At 47.9% G+C, this 17,922-nt stretch carries 17 protein-coding genes; 12 read left to right on the forward strand and 5 right to left on the reverse strand.

Annotated features, from left to right (window positions below; genetic code table 11):
• Nucleotides 1-276: 276 nt before the first annotated feature.
• Nucleotides 277-1,023, forward strand: coding sequence for a scaffolding protein MipA (gene mipA, locus ACJHX7_RS03825; protein WP_000163771.1), 747 nt, complete (start codon nt 277-279; stop codon nt 1,021-1,023).
• Between the two features lie 89 nt (nt 1,024-1,112).
• The gene (yeaE, locus tag ACJHX7_RS03830) at nt 1,113-1,967 is read left to right on the forward strand and encodes a methylglyoxal reductase YeaE (protein WP_022645784.1); all 855 of its coding nucleotides are present in this window, start codon (nt 1,113-1,115) and stop codon (nt 1,965-1,967) included.
• A 50-nt stretch (nt 1,968-2,017) separates the two neighbouring features.
• Here yeaE and ACJHX7_RS03835 read toward each other — a convergent pair whose 3' ends face one another.
• Together ACJHX7_RS03835 and gapA are read right to left on the reverse strand one after the other, a co-directional pair.
• Nucleotides 2,018-2,902 (reverse strand): D-hexose-6-phosphate mutarotase, encoded by an 885-nt coding sequence (locus ACJHX7_RS03835; protein WP_001317874.1) that lies wholly within the window; start codon nt 2,900-2,902, stop codon nt 2,018-2,020.
• Between the two features lie 83 nt (nt 2,903-2,985).
• Entirely contained in the window at nt 2,986-3,981 is a 996-nt protein-coding gene (gapA, locus tag ACJHX7_RS03840) for a glyceraldehyde-3-phosphate dehydrogenase (RefSeq protein WP_000153502.1), read from the reverse strand.
• A 341-nt stretch (nt 3,982-4,322) separates the two neighbouring features.
• Between gapA and msrB the strand changes: the two genes are divergently transcribed.
• The 10 genes from msrB (at nt 4,323) to ACJHX7_RS03890 (ending at nt 14,131) form a co-directional block, all read left to right on the forward strand.
• Entirely contained in the window at nt 4,323-4,736 is a 414-nt protein-coding gene (gene msrB, locus ACJHX7_RS03845; protein WP_134805030.1) for a peptide-methionine (R)-S-oxide reductase MsrB, read from the forward strand.
• A gap of 41 nt (nt 4,737-4,777) precedes the next feature.
• The gene (locus ACJHX7_RS03850; protein ID WP_001046792.1) at nt 4,778-5,050 is read left to right on the forward strand and encodes a YeaC family protein; all 273 of its coding nucleotides are present in this window, start codon (nt 4,778-4,780) and stop codon (nt 5,048-5,050) included.
• A gap of 369 nt (nt 5,051-5,419) precedes the next feature.
• On the forward strand, nt 5,420-6,496 hold the full coding sequence (locus ACJHX7_RS03855) for a zinc-binding dehydrogenase (RefSeq protein ID WP_094029629.1): 1,077 nt from the start codon (nt 5,420-5,422) through the stop codon (nt 6,494-6,496).
• A gap of 26 nt (nt 6,497-6,522) precedes the next feature.
• Nucleotides 6,523-7,902 carry an MFS transporter gene (locus ACJHX7_RS03860; RefSeq protein ID WP_094029630.1) on the forward strand — a complete coding sequence of 460 codons (1,380 nt, stop codon included), beginning with the start codon at nt 6,523-6,525 and terminating at the stop codon, nt 7,900-7,902.
• Between the two features lie 16 nt (nt 7,903-7,918).
• Nucleotides 7,919-8,962, forward strand: coding sequence for an NAD(P)-dependent alcohol dehydrogenase (locus ACJHX7_RS03865; RefSeq protein ID WP_000798097.1), 1,044 nt, complete (start codon nt 7,919-7,921; stop codon nt 8,960-8,962).
• A gap of 20 nt (nt 8,963-8,982) precedes the next feature.
• On the forward strand, nt 8,983-9,819 hold the full coding sequence (locus tag ACJHX7_RS03870; RefSeq protein ID WP_000878881.1) for a ketose-bisphosphate aldolase: 837 nt from the start codon (nt 8,983-8,985) through the stop codon (nt 9,817-9,819).
• 4 nt (nt 9,820-9,823) lie between these two features.
• Entirely contained in the window at nt 9,824-10,771 is a 948-nt protein-coding gene (locus ACJHX7_RS03875; protein WP_001361429.1) for a sugar kinase, read from the forward strand.
• Between the two features lie 9 nt (nt 10,772-10,780).
• Entirely contained in the window at nt 10,781-11,761 is a 981-nt protein-coding gene (gene ydjG / locus ACJHX7_RS03880; protein WP_000723719.1) for an NADH-dependent methylglyoxal reductase, read from the forward strand.
• Nucleotides 11,762-11,897: 136 nt separating this feature from the next.
• On the forward strand, nt 11,898-12,656 hold the full coding sequence (locus tag ACJHX7_RS03885; protein WP_000719088.1) for a DeoR/GlpR family DNA-binding transcription regulator: 759 nt from the start codon (nt 11,898-11,900) through the stop codon (nt 12,654-12,656).
• Nucleotides 12,657-12,772: 116 nt separating this feature from the next.
• Nucleotides 12,773-14,131, forward strand: a complete 1,359-nt coding sequence (locus tag ACJHX7_RS03890; protein ID WP_000438822.1) for an MFS transporter — start codon at nt 12,773-12,775, stop codon at nt 14,129-14,131.
• A gap of 92 nt (nt 14,132-14,223) precedes the next feature.
• Here ACJHX7_RS03890 and pncA read toward each other — a convergent pair whose 3' ends face one another.
• The 3 genes from pncA to sppA all read right to left on the reverse strand — a co-directional run bounded on the left by pncA (nt 14,224) and on the right by sppA (nt 17,914).
• On the reverse strand, nt 14,224-14,865 hold the full coding sequence (gene pncA / locus ACJHX7_RS03895) for a bifunctional nicotinamidase/pyrazinamidase (protein WP_001135072.1): 642 nt from the start codon (nt 14,863-14,865) through the stop codon (nt 14,224-14,226).
• Between the two features lie 10 nt (nt 14,866-14,875).
• Complete coding sequence (gene ansA / locus ACJHX7_RS03900; RefSeq protein WP_001170162.1) at nt 14,876-15,892, reverse strand: asparaginase; 1,017 nt, start codon at nt 15,890-15,892, stop codon at nt 14,876-14,878.
• Nucleotides 15,893-16,057: 165 nt separating this feature from the next.
• Nucleotides 16,058-17,914: a signal peptide peptidase SppA gene (gene sppA, locus ACJHX7_RS03905; protein WP_001259824.1), complete on the reverse strand. Its 1,857-nt coding sequence runs from the start codon at nt 17,912-17,914 to the stop codon at nt 16,058-16,060.
• Nucleotides 17,915-17,922 lie beyond the last annotated feature (8 nt).

Consider the following 17,922-nt stretch of genomic DNA (forward strand, 5'->3'; position numbering starts at 1 on the left):
TCAAAATTAAGCGTAGATGGCAAATGGAAAACTTGCCTGCACGGCTTTCTTAATTTCAATGGCATATCAACAACTCATCCATAAATTTTGCATAATTAATGTAAACAATAGGGTCGCCGGTAACGCTAAATTCATTTGGCTGTAAGCGTGGTGTCATCTGCGTCAGGAAAATTAAACAGTTACTTTAAAAAATGAAAACGTAAAAAGGTTGGGTTTCGATGTATTGACGGGTAAACTTTGTCGCCCGCTAAACATTTGTTTAAGGAATGATTAATTGTGACCAAACTCAAACTTCTGGCACTTGGAGTGCTTATCGCAACGTCTGCAGGCGTAGCGCACGCTGAAGGTAAATTTTCCCTGGGCGCAGGCGTAGGTGTCGTTGAACACCCATATAAAGATTACGATACCGATGTTTACCCAGTACCGGTAATCAACTATGAAGGCGATAACTTCTGGTTCCGTGGCTTAGGTGGTGGTTACTACCTGTGGAATGACGCAACGGACAAACTTTCAATTACCGCTTACTGGTCGCCGCTTTACTTCAAAGCTAAAGACAGTGGCGATCACCAAATGCGTCACCTGGATGACCGTAAGAGCACCATGATGGCTGGTCTGTCTTATGCTCACTTTACCCAGTACGGTTACCTGCGTACCACCCTGGCTGGCGATACCCTGGATAACAGCAACGGCATTGTCTGGGATATGGCCTGGTTGTATCGTTACACCAACGGTGGCCTGACCGTGACTCCGGGTATTGGTGTGCAGTGGAACAGCGAAAACCAGAACGAATACTATTATGGCGTATCGCGCAAAGAGTCCGCTCGCAGCGGTCTGCGTGGCTATAACCCGAACGACAGCTGGAGCCCTTACCTGGAGCTGAGCGCCAGCTACAACTTCCTCGGCGACTGGAGTGTTTACGGTACCGCGCGCTACACCCGTCTGTCTGATGAAGTTACTGACAGCCCAATGGTGGATAAATCCTGGACTGGCCTGATTTCTACCGGGATCACCTACAAATTCTGATAATGCATCTTTCCAGGGCATTTTGTGCATAAAAACAGGGCGTCATGCCCTGTTTTGCATTACGGTGGTGCAATACCTGGGAGGAAACAATGCAACAAAAAATGATTCAATTTAGTGGCGATGTCTCACTGCCAGCCATAGGGCAGGGAACATGGTATATGGGCGAAGATGCCAGTCAGCGTAAAACAGAAGTTGCTGCACTACGCGCGGGCATTGAACTCGGTTTAACCCTCATTGATACCGCCGAAATGTATGCCGATGGCGGTGCCGAAAAAGTGGTTGGGGAAGCATTAATCGGTCTGCGTGATAACGTCTTTCTCGTCTCTAAAGTCTATCCGTGGAATGCTGGCGGGCAAAAAGCGATAAATGCATGCGAAGCCAGTTTACGCCGTCTCAATTCTGATTATCTCGATCTCTACTTATTACACTGGTCTGGCAGTTTCGCTTTTGAAGAGACTGTCGCAGCGATGGAAAAATTGATCGCCCAGGGAAAAATCCGCCGCTGGGGCGTTTCTAACCTTGATTATGCCGATATGCAGGAACTCTGGCAGCTGCCGGGGGGGAATCAGTGTGCCACTAATCAGGTGCTTTACCATCTCGGTTCACGAGGGATTGAGTACGATCTACTTCCCTGGTGCCAGAAACAGCAGATGCCGGTGATGGCTTACAGTCCGTTAGCCCAGGCCGGGCGGTTGCGCAATGGGCTGTTAAAAAACGCGGTAGTCAACGAAATTGCACATGCTCACAATATCAGCGCGGCACAAGTATTGTTGGCGTGGGTGATCAGTCATCAGGGTGTGATGGCGATTCCAAAAGCGGCCACGATTGCCCATGTCCAACAAAATGCGGCTGTGCTTGAGGTCGAACTTTCATCAGCGGAATTAGCTATGCTGGATAAGGCATATCCGGCACCAAAAGGAAAAACTGCGCTGGATATGGTGTGATGTTGATACGTGCCGGATGCATCGCACCCGGCACACAACACTAACGCAAATTAACGTTTCGCAACGCGAATGGATTGCGCCAGATGTGCAGGTTTCTCTTTGGTGACTTTTTGCGTTTCTGAGGCGTAAGCTGTTTCTACACAAACAAAGGTCTTGTAGCCATCATCCGGCATATCGCCCATGCTAACTGAAAGCGCCGGTCCTGGGTTCCAGCCTACAACGTTCAGATGATGCTGGTGGCCTACGGCGATAATACGATTCAGCGCTTCGTCATTAATCACGCTGCAATCTTGCGGATTCAGATACACGCGATCGGTACGGTCAGGGAAGGTCTGAATACCGTCGGTCAGTACATCTTCTTTCGCGTCATTCACTTTATCAATGAAGCGATCGCCCAGTCCACTGACGCTTACCTTAGTGATATCACCCACGTTAAAGTAGGTATGCAGAGCAGAGGTAGTTTCAAATTCGCCGTGTGCTTCAAGATCGATTTCACAGGTTTTACCCACGTGGAAATGCGCTAACAGCGTAAAGTCGTGCGGCCAGAATTTTTTCGTCTCTTCGCTTTGTGTCAATTCAAAAGTCAGCGCTACGCCATCAGCATCTTCACGATGTGATTTCAGCGTCCACGGCAGGTTGCGGGCAAAACCGTGCGCAGGCAGACCTTGTTGTGCAGCCGGACCAAACCACGGCCAGCAAACCGGTACGCCACCGCGAATAGCGACGCCATTTTTGAACGGTGTGTTATTGCTCAACCACAGAACTTCTTCTTCACCCGCAGGTTTCCATGAGAGAAGGTGTGCGCCCTGTAATGCAAAAGAGGCTTTTACCTGGGGATGATCGACCACAATGAGGTCCAGTTCATCCAGTTTACGACGGGAGAGGACAGGGGAGATTTGTTCGATGACCGGAAGGGCAAAAATTTTCTTAATCATGACGCAGTCCTTTAACTTCATTTTATCAGGTAAAAAAAAGAGCGACCGAAGTCGCTCTTTTTAGATCACAGTGTCATCTCAACTTATTTGGAGATGTGAGCGATCAGGTCCAGAACTTTGTTGGAGTAACCGGTTTCGTTGTCGTACCAGGATACCAGTTTCACGAAGTTGTCGTTCAGAGCGATACCAGCTTTAGCATCGAACACGGAAGTGCAAACTTCGCCGTTGAAATCGGTAGATACTACGTCATCTTCGGTGTAGCCCAGAACGCCTTTCATTTCGCCTTCAGCAGCAGCTTTAACGGCAGCTTTGATCTGCTCGTAAGTTGCAGCTTTTTCCAGACGAACGGTCAGGTCAACTACGGATACGTTCGGGGTCGGAACGCGGAACGCCATACCAGTCAGTTTGCCATTCAGTTCTGGCAGTACTTTACCTACAGCTTTAGCAGCACCGGTAGAGGACGGGATGATGTTCTGGGAAGCACCGCGGCCGCCGCGCCAGTCTTTGTGAGACGGGCCATCAACGGTTTTCTGAGTAGCGGTAGTAGCGTGAACGGTGGTCATCAGACCTTCGATGATGCCGAAGTTATCGTTGATAACTTTAGCCAGCGGAGCCAGGCAGTTGGTGGTGCAGGAAGCGTTGGAAACGATGTCCTGGCCAGCATATTTGTCGAAGTTAGCGCCTTTAACGAACATCGGAGTGTTGTCTTTAGACGGACCAGTCATAACCACTTTCTTCGCACCAGCGGTGATGTGTTTACGAGCAGTTTCGTCAGTCAGGAACAGACCAGTTGCTTCAGCGACAACGTCAACACCAACTTCGTCCCATTTCAGGTTAGCCGGATCACGTTCAGCGGTAACACGGATTTTTTTACCGTTAACGATCAGATGACCGTCTTTCACTTCAACGGTACCGTCGAAACGGCCGTGAGTGGAGTCATATTTCAGCATGTATGCCATGTAATCAGCGTCTAACAGGTCGTTGATTGCAACGATCTCGATGTCAGAACGTTTCTGAGCAGCACGGAAAACAATGCGACCGATACGGCCAAAACCGTTGATACCTACTTTGATAGTCATATATTCCACCAGCTATTTGTTAGTGAATAAAAGGTTGCCTGTAAAATTACAAAAACCTTACGCAGCGTCAAGCGGAATCGTGTCAATCATTGCGACAAATCAATCCTGTGCCTAAGCATTACGCGACTGACTCGCCTCACTCTTCCTTTGGGCTTGAGACCACATGGGGTCGGCGTCCCGAATTTTAAAGGGCAATTACGATAAAAATGTGATTTTCATCACGATTTAGGTGCAGCCATTTCGTCGAGATCAAGTTTAGGACAAATTTTTGCCAGTTGGTGTTAATGTTTTGTTAGAATCAGTCACGTAATGTGAGCACGATTAAAGTGAGATGTGAGCAAATGGCTAATAAACCTTCGGCAGAAGAACTGAAAAAAAATTTGTCCGAGATTCAGTTCTACGTGACGCAGAATCATGGGACAGAGCCGCCATTTACGGGTCGTTTACTGCATAACAAGCGTGACGGCGTATATCACTGTTTGATCTGCGATGCCCCGCTGTTTCATTCCCAAACCAAGTATGATTCCGGCTGTGGCTGGCCCAGTTTCTACGAACCGGTGAGTGAAGAATCCATTCGTTATATCAAAGACTTGTCACATGGGATGCAGCGCATAGAAATTCGTTGCGGTAACTGTGATGCCCATCTGGGGCATGTCTTCCCCGACGGGCCGCAGCCAACGGGTGAACGTTATTGTGTTAACTCAGCCTCTTTACGCTTTACCGATGGCGAAAACGGCGAAGAAATCAACGGTTGAAAAAACGATTCAGCAACTTATTCCACAGGAGCGGAAAAATTATGAATCTTGATGACATTATCAACAGCATGACGCCTGAGGTATACCAGCGTTTGTCGACAGCCGTTGAACTGGGGAAATGGCCTGATGGCGTTACGTTGACCGAGGAACAAAAAGAGAACTGCCTGCAACTGGTGATGCTGTGGCAAGCCCGCCATAATACCGAAGCACAGCATATGACAATTGACACAAATGGTCAGATGGTCATGAAGAGCAAACAACAGTTAAAAGAAGATTTTGGTATCTCAGCAAAGCCTATTGCCATGTTTAAGTAAGTGGTTTGTCCCCTTTTTGCCGCGGTTATAAAGGGGATAGCCAACAATAACCCCACGACTCATCTCAATTATCTCGTCACGACCAGGCAAAGCCCCAGTCCGGTCTCTTGCAGTCGCGTTCACGCCTGAATGACTTCTCCTGAACTTAAGTCTCAGACCTATTTGGCCGGTAATCCCTCTCAAATTTGCTCATTTTGCGTTCCGCCTTCCATCAACCTGTAACAGATCCAGCCATTTTCTGCGTAATTGTGATCTGAGTTGTAAAACGCAGATCATTATCTGTGTTTTACAGATTTTATGTTGACCTCAAAAATCATGTGGGTAAGTATGATGACCATCTAAGCAAAACAAAACACAGAGGATGACGCAATGAAAGCACTGGCTCGGTTTGGCAAAGCCTTTGGCGGCTACAAGATGATCGATGTCCCACAACCCATTTGTGGCCCGGAAGATGTCGTGATTGAAATTAAAGCCGCGGCAATCTGCGGCGCAGACATGAAGCACTACAATGTCGATAGCGGTTCTGATGAGTTTAACTCTATCCGCGGCCATGAGTTCGCAGGTTGTATTGCGCAGGTTGGTGAAAAAGTCAAAGACTGGAAAGTGGGGCAACGCGTCGTGTCAGATAACAGCGGTCACGTCTGCGGCGTTTGTCCGGCCTGTGAACAAGGTGATTTTCTGTGTTGTACAGAAAAAGTAAACCTTGGTCTGGATAACAATACCTGGGGCGGTGGTTTTTCCAAATATTGTCTGGTTCCTGGTGAAATTCTCAAAATTCATCGTCATGCGTTGTGGGAAATCCCTGATGGTGTTGATTATGAGGACGCAGCCGTACTTGACCCTATCTGTAATGCCTACAAATCCATCGCGCAGCAATCGAAATTCCTCCCTGGTCAGGATGTGGTCGTCATCGGTACTGGCCCACTCGGGCTGTTCTCCGTACAAATGGCGCGGATTATGGGGGCGGTAAATATCGTCGTCGTTGGTCTACAAGAAGATGTGGCGGTCCGCTTCCCGGTTGCAAAAGAACTGGGTGCGACGGCAGTAGTAAATGGTTCTACCGAAGATGTGGTGGCGCGCTGCCAGCAAATTTGTGGCAAAGACAATCTGGGACTGGTGATTGAATGCTCCGGTGCCAATATCGCATTGAAACAAGCCATCGAAATGCTCCGCCCGAATGGGGAAGTAGTACGCGTTGGAATGGGCTTCAAACCTCTTGATTTCTCGATTAATGACATTACCGCCTGGAACAAAAGCATCATTGGGCATATGGCCTATGACTCCACCTCATGGCGTAACGCTCTCCGGCTATTAGCCAGCGGCGCTATCAAAGTCAAACCGATGATCACGCATCGTATCGGCCTGTCGCAATGGCGCGAAGGGTTTGATGCGATGGTCGATAAAACCGCAATCAAAGTGATCATGACTTACGACTTTGATGATTAACTACTCTCCTGAAGGAACGTTATCGCATGGAACAGATAACAAAACCGCATTGTGGTGCTCGGCTGGATCGCTTACCGGATTGCCGCTGGCATTCGTCAATGTTTGCTATCGTCGCGTTTGGCTTGCTTGTCTGCTGGAGTAATGCCGTTGGTGGCTTGATCCTCGCGCAGCTGAAAGCGTTGGGCTGGACAGATAATTCCACCACTGCCACATTCTCAGCAATCACGACCGCCGGAATGTTTCTCGGTGCGCTGGTTGGCGGCATCATCGGTGACAAAACCGGTCGCAGAAATGCGTTCATCCTCTATGAGGCCATTCATATTGCCTCGATGGTGGTCGGTGCTTTTTCACCGAATATGGATTTCCTTATTGCCTGCCGTTTTGTGATGGGCGTTGGGCTGGGAGCTTTACTGGTGACGCTGTTTGCTGGTTTCACCGAATATATGCCCGGTAGAAATCGCGGAACGTGGTCCAGTCGGGTTTCTTTTATTGGCAACTGGTCATATCCGCTCTGTTCATTGATTGCGATGGGACTCACGCCGCTGATTAGTGCAGAGTGGAACTGGCGAGTACAACTGCTTATCCCTGCAATATTGTCGCTTATCGCTACGGCGCTGGCCTGGCGCTACTTTCCTGAATCCCCGCGCTGGCTGGAATCGCGCGGACGGTATCAGGAAGCCGAGAAAGTCATGCGGAGTATAGAAGAAGGCATCATACGCCAGACGGGTAAACCTTTGCCGCCCGTGGTTATTGCTGATGACGGTAAAGCGCCACAAGCGGTGCCGTATTCAGCCTTACTGACAGGAGTATTACTGAAACGCGTGATATTAGGCTCTTGTGTGCTGATTGCCATGAACGTTGTGCAGTACACACTAATTAACTGGTTGCCAACAATATTCATGACCCAGGGGATTAATTTAAAAGACTCGATTGTTTTAAATACCATGAGTATGTTTGGTGCGCCATTTGGTATTTTTATTGCCATGCTGGTGATGGATAAAATTCCGCGTAAAACAATGGGTGTGGGGCTATTAATCCTGATTGCGGTGCTCGGATATATCTATTCACTGCAAACCAGTATGTTGCTCATAACGCTGATTGGTTTCTTCCTGATTACTTTCGTCTATATGTACGTTTGCTATGCCTCGGCAGTGTATGTCCCTGAAATCTGGCCGACAGAGGCCAAATTACGTGGCTCCGGTCTGGCGAATGCGGTAGGGCGAATCAGTGGTATTGCCGCACCTTATGCCGTTGCAGTGCTGCTCAGTAGTTATGGCGTAACGGGAGTCTTTATTCTTCTGGGGGCTGTTTCAATTATTGTCGCAATTGCTATCGCCACCATTGGAATTGAAACGAAAGGTGTCTCCGTTGAAAGTTTAAGTATTGATGCAGTAGTCAATAAATAATACTGGTGGATTCAAAATGAAAAATTCAAAAGCAATATTGCAGGTGCCGGGCACAATGAAAATTATTTCAGCAGAAATACCTGTGCCTAAAGAAGATGAAGTTTTGATTAAAGTGGAATATGTCGGTATTTGTGGTTCAGATGTACATGGTTTCGAATCAGGCCCGTTTATTCCGCCTAAAGACCCAAATCAAGAAATTGGCCTGGGTCATGAATGCGCCGGGACGGTTGTGGCTGTGGGAAGCCGTGTGCGCAAATTTAAAGCGGGGGATCGGGTAAATATCGAACCTGGCGTTCCTTGCGGTCACTGTCGTTACTGTCTGGAAGGCAAATATAACATCTGCCCGGACGTTGATTTTATGGCGACACAACCTAACTACCGCGGCGCATTAACGCACTATCTGTGTCATCCGGAGAGCTTTACTTACAAACTGCCCGACAATATGGACACGATGGAAGGGGCGCTGGTGGAGCCTGCCGCAGTCGGGATGCATGCCGCGATGCTGGCAGATGTTAAACCGGGTAAGAAGATAATTATTCTGGGAGCGGGTTGTATTGGTTTGATGACGTTGCAAGCGTGCAAATGCCTGGGAGCTACGGATATTGCCGTCGTTGATGTGCTGGAAAAACGTCTGACAATGGCGGAACAGCTCGGCGCGACAGTGGTTATTAACGGCGCAAAAGAAGACACTATTGCACGCTGTCAGCAATTTACCGAAGAAATGGGCGCAGATATTGTTTTCGAAACAGCGGGTTCTGCGGTCACCGTTAAACAGGCACCTTATCTGGTAATGCGCGGCGGTAAAATTATGATTGTTGGTACTGTACCGGGCGATTCGGCAATCAATTTCCTCAAAATCAATCGCGAAGTCACTATCCAGACAGTATTCCGCTATGCCAATCGTTATCCGGTCACGATTGAAGCTATTTCCTCAGGGCGATTAGATGTGAAATCGATGGTGACACATATTTACGATTATCAGGATGTACAACAGGCATTTGAAGAGTCGGTTAACAACAAACGCGACATTATTAAAGGCGTTATTAAAATTAGCGATTAATTAATACGGGAGAACAGAATATGCTCGCAGATATCAGATATTGGGAAAACGATGCCACAAATAAACATTATGCAATTGCCCATTTTAACGTATGGAATGCAGAAATGTTGATGGGCGTTATCGACGCAGCCGAAGAAGCGAAATCACCGGTTATTATTTCTTTTGGTACAGGTTTTGTCGGGAACACCTCATTTGAAGATTTCTCTCACATGATGGTATCAATGGCAAAAAAAGCAACGGTGCCGGTAATAACTCATTGGGATCATGGTCGGAGTATGGAAATTATTCATAACGCCTGGACTCATGGTATGAATTCATTAATGCGTGATGCTTCCGCATTTGATTTCGAAGAAAATATTCGTTTAACCAAAGAGGCTGTTGATTTCTTCCATCCGCTGGGTATTCCGGTAGAGGCGGAATTAGGGCATGTCGGTAATGAAACCGTTTATGAGGAAGCGCTGGCGGGCTATCACTATACCGATCCTGACCAGGCGGCTGAATTTGTTGAACGTACGGGCTGTGACTCATTGGCTGTCGCCATCGGCAACCAGCATGGGGTTTATACGTCAGAGCCACAATTGAACTTTGAGGTCGTCAAAGGCGTACGCGATGCTGTTTCTGTTCCGCTGGTTTTGCACGGCGCATCGGGGATCAGTGATGCCGACATTAAAACTGCAATTTCGTTGGGTATTGCGAAAATCAACATTCATACGGAGCTCTGTCAGGCCGCAATGGTAGCAGTGAAAGAAAACCAGGATCAGCCTTTCCTGCATTTAGAACGTGAAGTACGTAAAGCTGTAAAAGAACGGGCATTGGAAAAAATTAAACTGTTCGGTTCTGATGGCAAAGCGGAATAATGATATGGATAATCTCGACGTTATTTGTATAGGTGCCGCTATTGTTGATATTCCATTGCAACCGGTCAGTAAAAATATCTTTGATGTGGATTCTTATCCTCTTGAAAGAATCGCAATGACCACCGGGGGTGATGCAATAAATGAAGCAACAATTATTTCTCGTCTGGGCCATCGCACAGCATTAATGAGTCGTATTGGTAAAGATGCCGCCGGGCAATTTATTCTCGACCATTGCCGCAAAGAGAATATTGATATTCAAAGCCTGAAGCAGGACGTCAACATAGATACCTCTATTAACGTTGGACTGGTGACGGAGGATGGCGAGCGGACGTTTGTCACAAACCGTAACGGCAGTCTGTGGAAATTGAATATTGACGATGTTGATTTTGCGCGGTTTTCCCAGGCGAAATTATTATCACTGGCCAGTATTTTCAACAGTCCACTATTGGATGGTAAAGCGCTAACAGAAATTTTTACGCAAGCTAAAGCCCGGCAGATGATTATCTGTGCCGATATGATCAAACCGCGGTTGAATGAAACGCTGGATGATATTTGCGAAGCATTGAGTTATGTCGATTATCTGTTTCCTAATTTTGCCGAGGCAAAATTACTCACCGGGAAAGAGACACTGGATGAAATTGCTGACTGCTTTCTTGCGTGCGGCGTAAAAACGGTGGTGATTAAAACGGGTAAAGACGGCTGCTTTATCAAGCGTGGTGACATGACGATGAAGGTGCCGGCGGTCGCAGGAATAACCGCCATCGACACCATTGGCGCGGGCGATAACTTTGCTTCAGGTTTTATTGCGGCACTGTTAGAAGGCAAAAATCTGCGTGAATGCGCACGCTTTGCCAATGCAACGGCGGCTATCTCGGTTCTAAGCGTCGGTGCCACCACCGGCGTAAAAAACAGAAAGCTGGTCGAACAATTGCTGGAAGAATACGAAGGATAATGAAGGCAAATGAAAAAGATACCTTTAGGCACAACGGATATTACGCTTTCGCGAATGGGGTTGGGGACATGGGCCATTGGCGGCGGTCCTGCATGGAATGGCGATCTCGATCGGCAAATATGTATTGATACGATTCTTGAAGCCCATCGTTGTGGCATTAATCTGATTGATACTGCGCCAGGATATAACTTTGGCAATAGTGAAGTTATCGTCGGTCAGGCGTTAAAAAAACTGCCCCGTGAACAGGTTGTAGTAGAAACCAAATGCGGCATTGTCTGGGAACGAAAAGGGAGTTTATTCAACAAAGTTGGCGATCGGCAGTTGTATAAAAACCTTTCCCCGGAATCTATCCGCGAAGAGGTAGAAGCCAGCTTGCAACGTCTGGGTATTGATTACATCGATATCTACATGACGCACTGGCAGTCGGTGCCGCCATTTTTTACGCCGATAGCTGAAACTGTCGCAGTGCTCAATGAGTTAAAGGCCGAAGGAAAAATTCGCGCTATAGGCGCTGCTAACGTCGATGCTGACCATATCCGCGAGTATCTGCAATATGGTGAACTGGATATTATTCAGGCGAAATACAGTATCCTCGACCGGGCATTGGAAAGCGAACTGCTGCCGCTATGTCGTGATAATGGCATTGTGGTACAGGTTTATTCCCCGCTAGAGCAGGGATTGTTGACCGGTACCATCACTCGTGATTACGTTCCGGGTGGCGCTCGGGCAAATAAAGTCTGGTTCCAGCGTGAAAACATGCTGAAAGTGATTGATATGCTTGAACAGTGGCAGCCACTCTGTGCTCGTTATCAGTGCACAATTCCCACTCTGGCACTGGCGTGGATATTAAAACAGAGTGATTTAATCTCCATTCTTAGTGGGGCTACTGCACCGGAACAGGTACGCGAAAATGTCGCGGCATTGAATATCAACTTATCGGATGCAGACGCAACATTGATGAGGGAAATGGCAGAGGCCCTGGAGCGTTAAATACTCAACACGATTCACCTCTGTTTCTGTGAAAACTGTGATGAAAATCTGTGATTCAAACAGGTTATTTTGAAAGTAAACATCGGTTATGCGATAATCGCGCTAATGTGATGTAAAAAGATACAGGGGTGTAATCGTGGCGGCAAAAGACAGGATTCAGGCAATTAAGCAAATGGTTGCCAACGATAAAAAGGTGACAGTCTCAAATTTGAGTGGGATTTTTCAGGTAACCGAAGAAACCATTCGCCGCGATCTTGAGAAGCTGGAAGATGAAGGCTTTTTGACCAGAACCTATGGTGGTGCTGTTTTAAATACAGCGATGTTGACGGAGAATATCCATTTTTATAAGCGCGCTTCATCGTTTTATGAAGAGAAGCAGCTTATTGCACGCAAGGCACTACCCTTTATCGACAATAAAACCACCATGGCAGCCGATTCCAGTAGTACCGTAATGGAATTGCTCAAATTGTTACAGGACCGTAGTGACCTGACGTTGCTAACCAACTCGGCGGAAGCGATTCATGTTCTGGCTCAGTCAGAAATTAAAGTCGTTTCAACGGGGGGGGAACTAAACAAAAATACACTTTCCCTGCAAGGAAGAATTACTAAAGAGATCATCAGCCGCTACCATGTCGATATCATGGTAATGAGTTGTAAAGGTCTTGATATTAACAGCGGCGCGCTGGACTCTAACGAAGCGGAAGCTGAAATCAAAAAGACAATGATCCGTCAGGCGACAGAAGTTGCGTTATTGGTTGATCACTCTAAGTTTGATCGCAAAGCTTTTGTCCAGTTAGCTGACTTTAGTCATATTAATTACATAATAACTGATAAATCACCGGGTGCAGAGTGGATAGCATTTTGCAAAGACAATAATATCCAGCTGGTGTGGTAATTTAAGCACACGTTGTCAATATTATTTGTTCCTGCGCCTGGAAATAAAATGATGATAAAGATGCGGCAAGTGAATTTGCCGCAATTGCTACCTTTTTAGCAAATCCGAGGCACCTAATGGAACAATATGATCAAATTGGCGCAAGACTGGACCGCTTGCCTTTGGCCCGGTTTCATTATCGTATATTTGGTATTATAAGCTTTAGTCTGTTATTAACGGGTTTTTTGAGTTATTCAGGCAATGTTGTTTTAGCAAAGCTGGTAAGCAATGGATGGTCAAATAATCTCCTCAATGCCGCCTTTACCTCGGCATTAATGTTTGGTTATTTCATCGGCTCTCTTACCGGTGGGTTTATTGGTGACTACTTTGGGCGGCGCAGGGCGTTTCGCATAAATCTTCTCATCGTCGGTATTGCGGCAACAGGGGCCGCTTTTGTCCCTGATATGTACTGGCTCATCTTCTTTCGCTTCCTGATGGGAACAGGAATGGGGGCGCTGATTATGGTTGGCTATGCCTCATTTACGGAGTTTATCCCCGCGACGGTGCGTGGAAAATGGTCCGCGCGGCTCTCATTTGTCGGTAACTGGTCGCCCATGTTGTCTGCGGCGATAGGCGTGGTGGTTATCGCTTTTTTTAGTTGGCGGATAATGTTTCTGCTGGGTGGTATTGGCATACTGTTAGCCTGGTTTCTCTCAGGTAAATACTTTATTGAGTCGCCTCGATGGTTGGCGGGGAAAGGGCAAATCGCAGGTGCAGAAAGCCAACTTCGTGAAGTAGAGCAGCAAATTGAAAGAGAGAAGAGTATTCGTTTACCCCCGCTTACTTTGAACCAGAGCAACAGCAAGGTTAAGGTAATCAAGGGTACCTTCTGGCTCCTGTTTAAAGGGGAAATGTTACGACGTACATTAGTCGCGATTACTGTTTTAATTGCAATGAACATTTCGCTTTATACCATCACCGTATGGATACCGACCATATTTGTTAACTCCGGCATTGATGTTGATAAATCAATATTAATGACCGCTGTTATTATGATTGGCGCTCCGGTAGGGATATTTATTGCGGCATTAATTATTGATCATTTTCCTCGTCGATTATTTGGCTCTGCCTTACTTATTATTATTGCTGTGTTAGGCTATATCTATTCAATTCAGACTACAGAGTGGGCGATTTTAATCTATGGCCTGGTGATGATCTTCTTTTTATACATGTATGTGTGCTTCGCGTCGGCGGTTTATATCCCGGAACTTTGGCCAACGCATTTACGCCTGCGTGGTTCGGGTTTCGTTAATGCCGTCGGACGGATCGTCGCAGTCTTCACGCCCTATGGCGTTGCGGCACTATTAACGCATTATGGGTCAATCACGGTGTTTATGGTGCTTGGTGTCATGTTAGTGCTCTGTGCGCTGGTTCTCTCCATTTTTGGCATCGAAACGCGGAAGGTGTCGCTGGAAGAGATTTCTGAGGTGAATTAAATCTTTCGTTGATGGCATCAATTGCCAGATGTACCACTGACGTGTTTTATTTGGCCTACAATGGCAGTACAGAATTGTAGGCCAGCGTAAAATTACTCCTGCGTTTCTTCCCAGTCTGCCAGCGTATATAGCGTTGCCCCAGCTGCTGACATCTCCATAAACGCGTGCGCACTGTCCTGTGGCTGGATATTTACGCCACGACAACCATCGGTAATCACGTTCACCTTATAGCCTAACTGTAACGCGTCCAGCACGGTAAACTTCACGCAATAGTCAGTAGCCAGACCCATAACGATCAATTCATTGATTACATGAGCGCGCAACCAGTCATCGAGCGCAGTTTTCTGCCGACGGCCGTTATCAAAAAAGGCACTGTAACTGTCAACTAAAGGATTTTCGCCTTTATGGAACACCGCTGCGATCGCTTTTTGGTTCAGTAACGGATGTAATTGTGCGCCTTCACTGTTCTGCACACAGTGATCTGGCCAGAAGGTTTGTGGCAAACCGTCGAGTTGGCCCGGCGTATAAGGCTCTACACCGTGCTGACTGGCAAAACTGCCGTGATTCGCCGGGTGCCAGTCCTGACTGGCGATAACCGCTTCACCGCGCGACTGGCACCAGTCAATCAGGCGGTTAGCGACATCCACCGTACTGTCACCTTCCGGCACGGCGAGCGCGCCACCAGCACAGAAATCATTTTGTAAATCGACCAGTAACAGGGCGCGAGGGGGCATTGCAGTCTCCTTAATCATCCGGCGTCAGTTCGCCGCGCAGGTTTTGGCTCATGGCCTTGCGAATGGTTTCAGTATCCAGTTCCTGGCTAAGCAGGTAATGCAGTTTGGTTAGTGTGGCTTCTACAGTCATATCTGCACCGCCAATAACGCCGGCATGGGCGAGGGCGTTACCGGTGGCATAACCACCCATATTCACTTTACCGGACATACATTGTGTCAGGTTGACTACCACAATACCGCGATCGCTGGCTTCTTGTAATTCTTGCAGGAAGGCTTTGTTTTGTGGCGCATTACCCACGCCATATGAGCGCAGAATCAATGCTTTCACCGGTTGGCGCAGAAAATTGCGCACGACGTCAGCAGAAATCCCTGGATAAATCGTCACTACGCCAATCGGTTGTGGGGTGATTGGATGAACGATCAATTCCCCTTCACCGTGCGGGGCGGGTGGTGTATTCAAACGACGAATATGGATACCTGCTTCCAGTAACGGAGGAAGGTTTGGAGAGGCAAACGCATCAAAACCATCGGCATGGGCTTTGGTGGTACGGTTGCCACGATAAAGTCGATTATTAAAAAAGAGAGTTACTTCGTTGATAGGATAATTCGCCGCAACGTACAACGCATTCAGCAGATTAATTTGTCCGTCAGAGCGTAACTCAGCTAGCGGGATTTGTGACCCTGTCACAATGACCGGTTTACCGAGATTCTCGAGCATGAACGACAGTGCAGAGGCGGTATACGCCATCGTGTCTGTACCGTGCAGAATGACAAAACCATCATAGTCGTCATAGTGCGCTTTAATATCTTCAGCAATATGCTGCCAGTCTTCTGGCGTCATATCAGAAGAATCCATCAATGGCGTATATTCATGAATGGTGAAATCTGGCATCTCCGGGCGATGGAATTCCGGCATCAGCGCCAGTTGGCGTTGTAGATGACCTGACACCGGAATATAACCCTGCTCGGAACGCTGCATCCCGATGGTCCCGCCCGTGTAGGCGACGTAAATTGATTTCTTTTGCATGATATTGATATGAATGATATCGAAAGAGCAAAAGTATATACGTGAGGCAGGGGGAGCGCACCTGATACTATGCGGATAAGGAAATATGGGGCGAGACAGCGGGAAGAGGATTCGTCGAGGTAAAAAAAATGTGGCCGACGATCTGTCGGCCACTTAGTACATGACTTAACGCACGTTGGCGCAGGTCAGGCAAAACGCATAACGGTTTTGTGGGTCGTTAAACGCGGCCAGCTTGTCGCTTTCACTTTTAACGGTAGAGGCTACCGAGGCCAGCGGTGCAGGTAACATGGCCTGGAACGCATCTGGCAACATTGCGCGGACAGAACCAGACATGTTGTCCATCACTTTGTCGAAGAAGGTCGGTTCATCAACGTAGTATTCCAGATGCCACTGTTTCACTTTTGCCAGCTCTGCTGCTTTGGCGACCGCATCATCGAAATCCCCGAGACTATCGACCAGCCCGTTAGCTTTTGCATCCTGACCGGTCCAGACGTGGCCCTGGGCGATTTTATCAATCTGCTCCGGCGTTGAATGACGCGCATCAGCAACCAGCGTGATAAAGCGTTTATAGCCATTCTCAATGCTTAACTGCATCATCTGCTGCGCTTCCGGCGGCAGTGCCCTGGTGATAGAAACATCCGCCAGCGGTGAAGTTGAGACACCATCAGTATGAACACCAATCGAATCCAGACTATTTTCTACGGTGGTGATCACGCCGAAGATACCGATAGAACCGGTCAGGGTGCTGGGGTTAGCCACAATGTAATTAGCTGGTGTGGAAATCCAGTAACCACCAGATGCCGCCATACCGCCCATCGACACAACCACAGGCTTACCCGCTGCCCGGGCTGCTGCCAGTTCAGCGCGAATCACTTCAGACGCAGTAACGCTGCCGCCGGGACTATTAACACGCAGAACAATCGCTTTCACTTTCGGGTCAAGGCGAGCGTCGCGGATTTGTGCCGCAGTGGTATCACCGCCAACATTCCCCTGAGTTTCCTCGCCATCCATAATTGCGCCATTAGCGAAGACGACTCCGATGCTGTCACCGGTATCTGCCGGCGTTTTCAATGCGTAATCGTAATAACTGATGGCGCGATAATTTTTATCAGTCTTGCTCCAGCCGAACTCTTTGGTCAGAGCTTTTTCGATTTCGGCACTCGATGCCAGTGCATCGACCAGCTTGTTTTCCAGCGCATATTTCGCGGTATCGCCACCGGTTTTGGTTAAACCCTCAAGCAACCCTTGCGCGCCAGGGAATACCTGCTGAGCAGGGATCTGCCGGTTAGCGGCAACAGTATTCAGATAGTTTTGCCACAGCTCACCAATCCAGCGGCTGTCAGCTTCGCGGGCTGCCGGTGACATATCATCACGAATAAACGGTTCAACGGCAGATTTATACGTACCCACGCGGAACACATGGGTGGAAACTTTCAGCTTATCCAGTAACGATTTGTAGTACAGACCGTTGGTGGCAAAACCGTGCAGATCAACCACGCCTTGCGGAGACAGCCAAATTTTATTGGCGAAACTGGCGAGATAATATTGCCCCTGGCTGTAGTTCTCGCCAACGGCATAAACCGGTTTCCCGCTGTCACGAAACTCTTTCAGGGCTTTGCCGATGTACTGCATAGACGGCTGGTCGCCGCCTGCGAAGTTTTTCAGATCCATCACGATACCGGTGATATTGCGGTCGTCCTTCGCCTGGCGAATGGTGTTGACGATATCAAACAGTGAGTTTTCCTGCAGACGATCGGAACTGGCACCAAGCAGCTGGCGGCTTAATTTACTAAACCGCTGAGAACTGTCGGGTTTATCGACGATCACACCAGAAATGTCCAGCAGCAGTGCGCCACGACTGGCCGTTTCTTTCGAATCACCACCACTGACCTGCATCCAGATCCCCACACCAACCAGCACGAGAAAAATAAAGAACAGGTTAAGTACCATTTCACGGACGAAATTCAGCAGACGCCACGTCCATTTAAAAAATCCGGCAATAAATCGCCAAAGGGTTCGCATGTATTCTC

The organism is Escherichia sp. WS1451 (genome assembly GCF_046487365.1).
In the GTDB taxonomy this organism is placed as follows: domain Bacteria; phylum Pseudomonadota; class Gammaproteobacteria; order Enterobacterales; family Enterobacteriaceae; genus Escherichia; species Escherichia coli.

Excerpts from the sequence above, each read along its gene's own strand:
- ACJHX7_RS03855 (WP_094029629.1), top strand. The coding sequence starts at position 5,420 with ATGAAAGCACTGGCTCGGTTTGGCAAAGCCTTTGGCGGCTACAAGATG.
- ACJHX7_RS03865 (WP_000798097.1), top strand. The coding sequence starts at position 7,919 with ATGAAAAATTCAAAAGCAATATTGCAGGTGCCGGGCACAATGAAAATT.
- sppA (WP_001259824.1), bottom strand. The coding sequence starts at position 17,914 with ATGCGAACCCTTTGGCGATTTATTGCCGGATTTTTTAAATGGACGTGG.
- ydjG (WP_000723719.1), top strand. The coding sequence starts at position 10,781 with ATGAAAAAGATACCTTTAGGCACAACGGATATTACGCTTTCGCGAATG.
- gapA (WP_000153502.1), bottom strand. The coding sequence starts at position 3,981 with ATGACTATCAAAGTAGGTATCAACGGTTTTGGCCGTATCGGTCGCATT.
- ACJHX7_RS03835 (WP_001317874.1), bottom strand. The coding sequence starts at position 2,902 with ATGATTAAGAAAATTTTTGCCCTTCCGGTCATCGAACAAATCTCCCCT.
- ansA (WP_001170162.1), bottom strand. The coding sequence starts at position 15,892 with ATGCAAAAGAAATCAATTTACGTCGCCTACACGGGCGGGACCATCGGG.
- ACJHX7_RS03875 (WP_001361429.1), top strand. The coding sequence starts at position 9,824 with ATGGATAATCTCGACGTTATTTGTATAGGTGCCGCTATTGTTGATATT.
- pncA (WP_001135072.1), bottom strand. The coding sequence starts at position 14,865 with ATGCCCCCTCGCGCCCTGTTACTGGTCGATTTACAAAATGATTTCTGT.
- yeaE (WP_022645784.1), top strand. The coding sequence starts at position 1,113 with ATGCAACAAAAAATGATTCAATTTAGTGGCGATGTCTCACTGCCAGCC.
- ACJHX7_RS03860 (WP_094029630.1), top strand. The coding sequence starts at position 6,523 with ATGGAACAGATAACAAAACCGCATTGTGGTGCTCGGCTGGATCGCTTA.
- ACJHX7_RS03850 (WP_001046792.1), top strand. The coding sequence starts at position 4,778 with ATGAATCTTGATGACATTATCAACAGCATGACGCCTGAGGTATACCAG.
- ACJHX7_RS03870 (WP_000878881.1), top strand. The coding sequence starts at position 8,983 with ATGCTCGCAGATATCAGATATTGGGAAAACGATGCCACAAATAAACAT.
- msrB (WP_134805030.1), top strand. The coding sequence starts at position 4,323 with ATGGCTAATAAACCTTCGGCAGAAGAACTGAAAAAAAATTTGTCCGAG.
- ACJHX7_RS03890 (WP_000438822.1), top strand. The coding sequence starts at position 12,773 with ATGGAACAATATGATCAAATTGGCGCAAGACTGGACCGCTTGCCTTTG.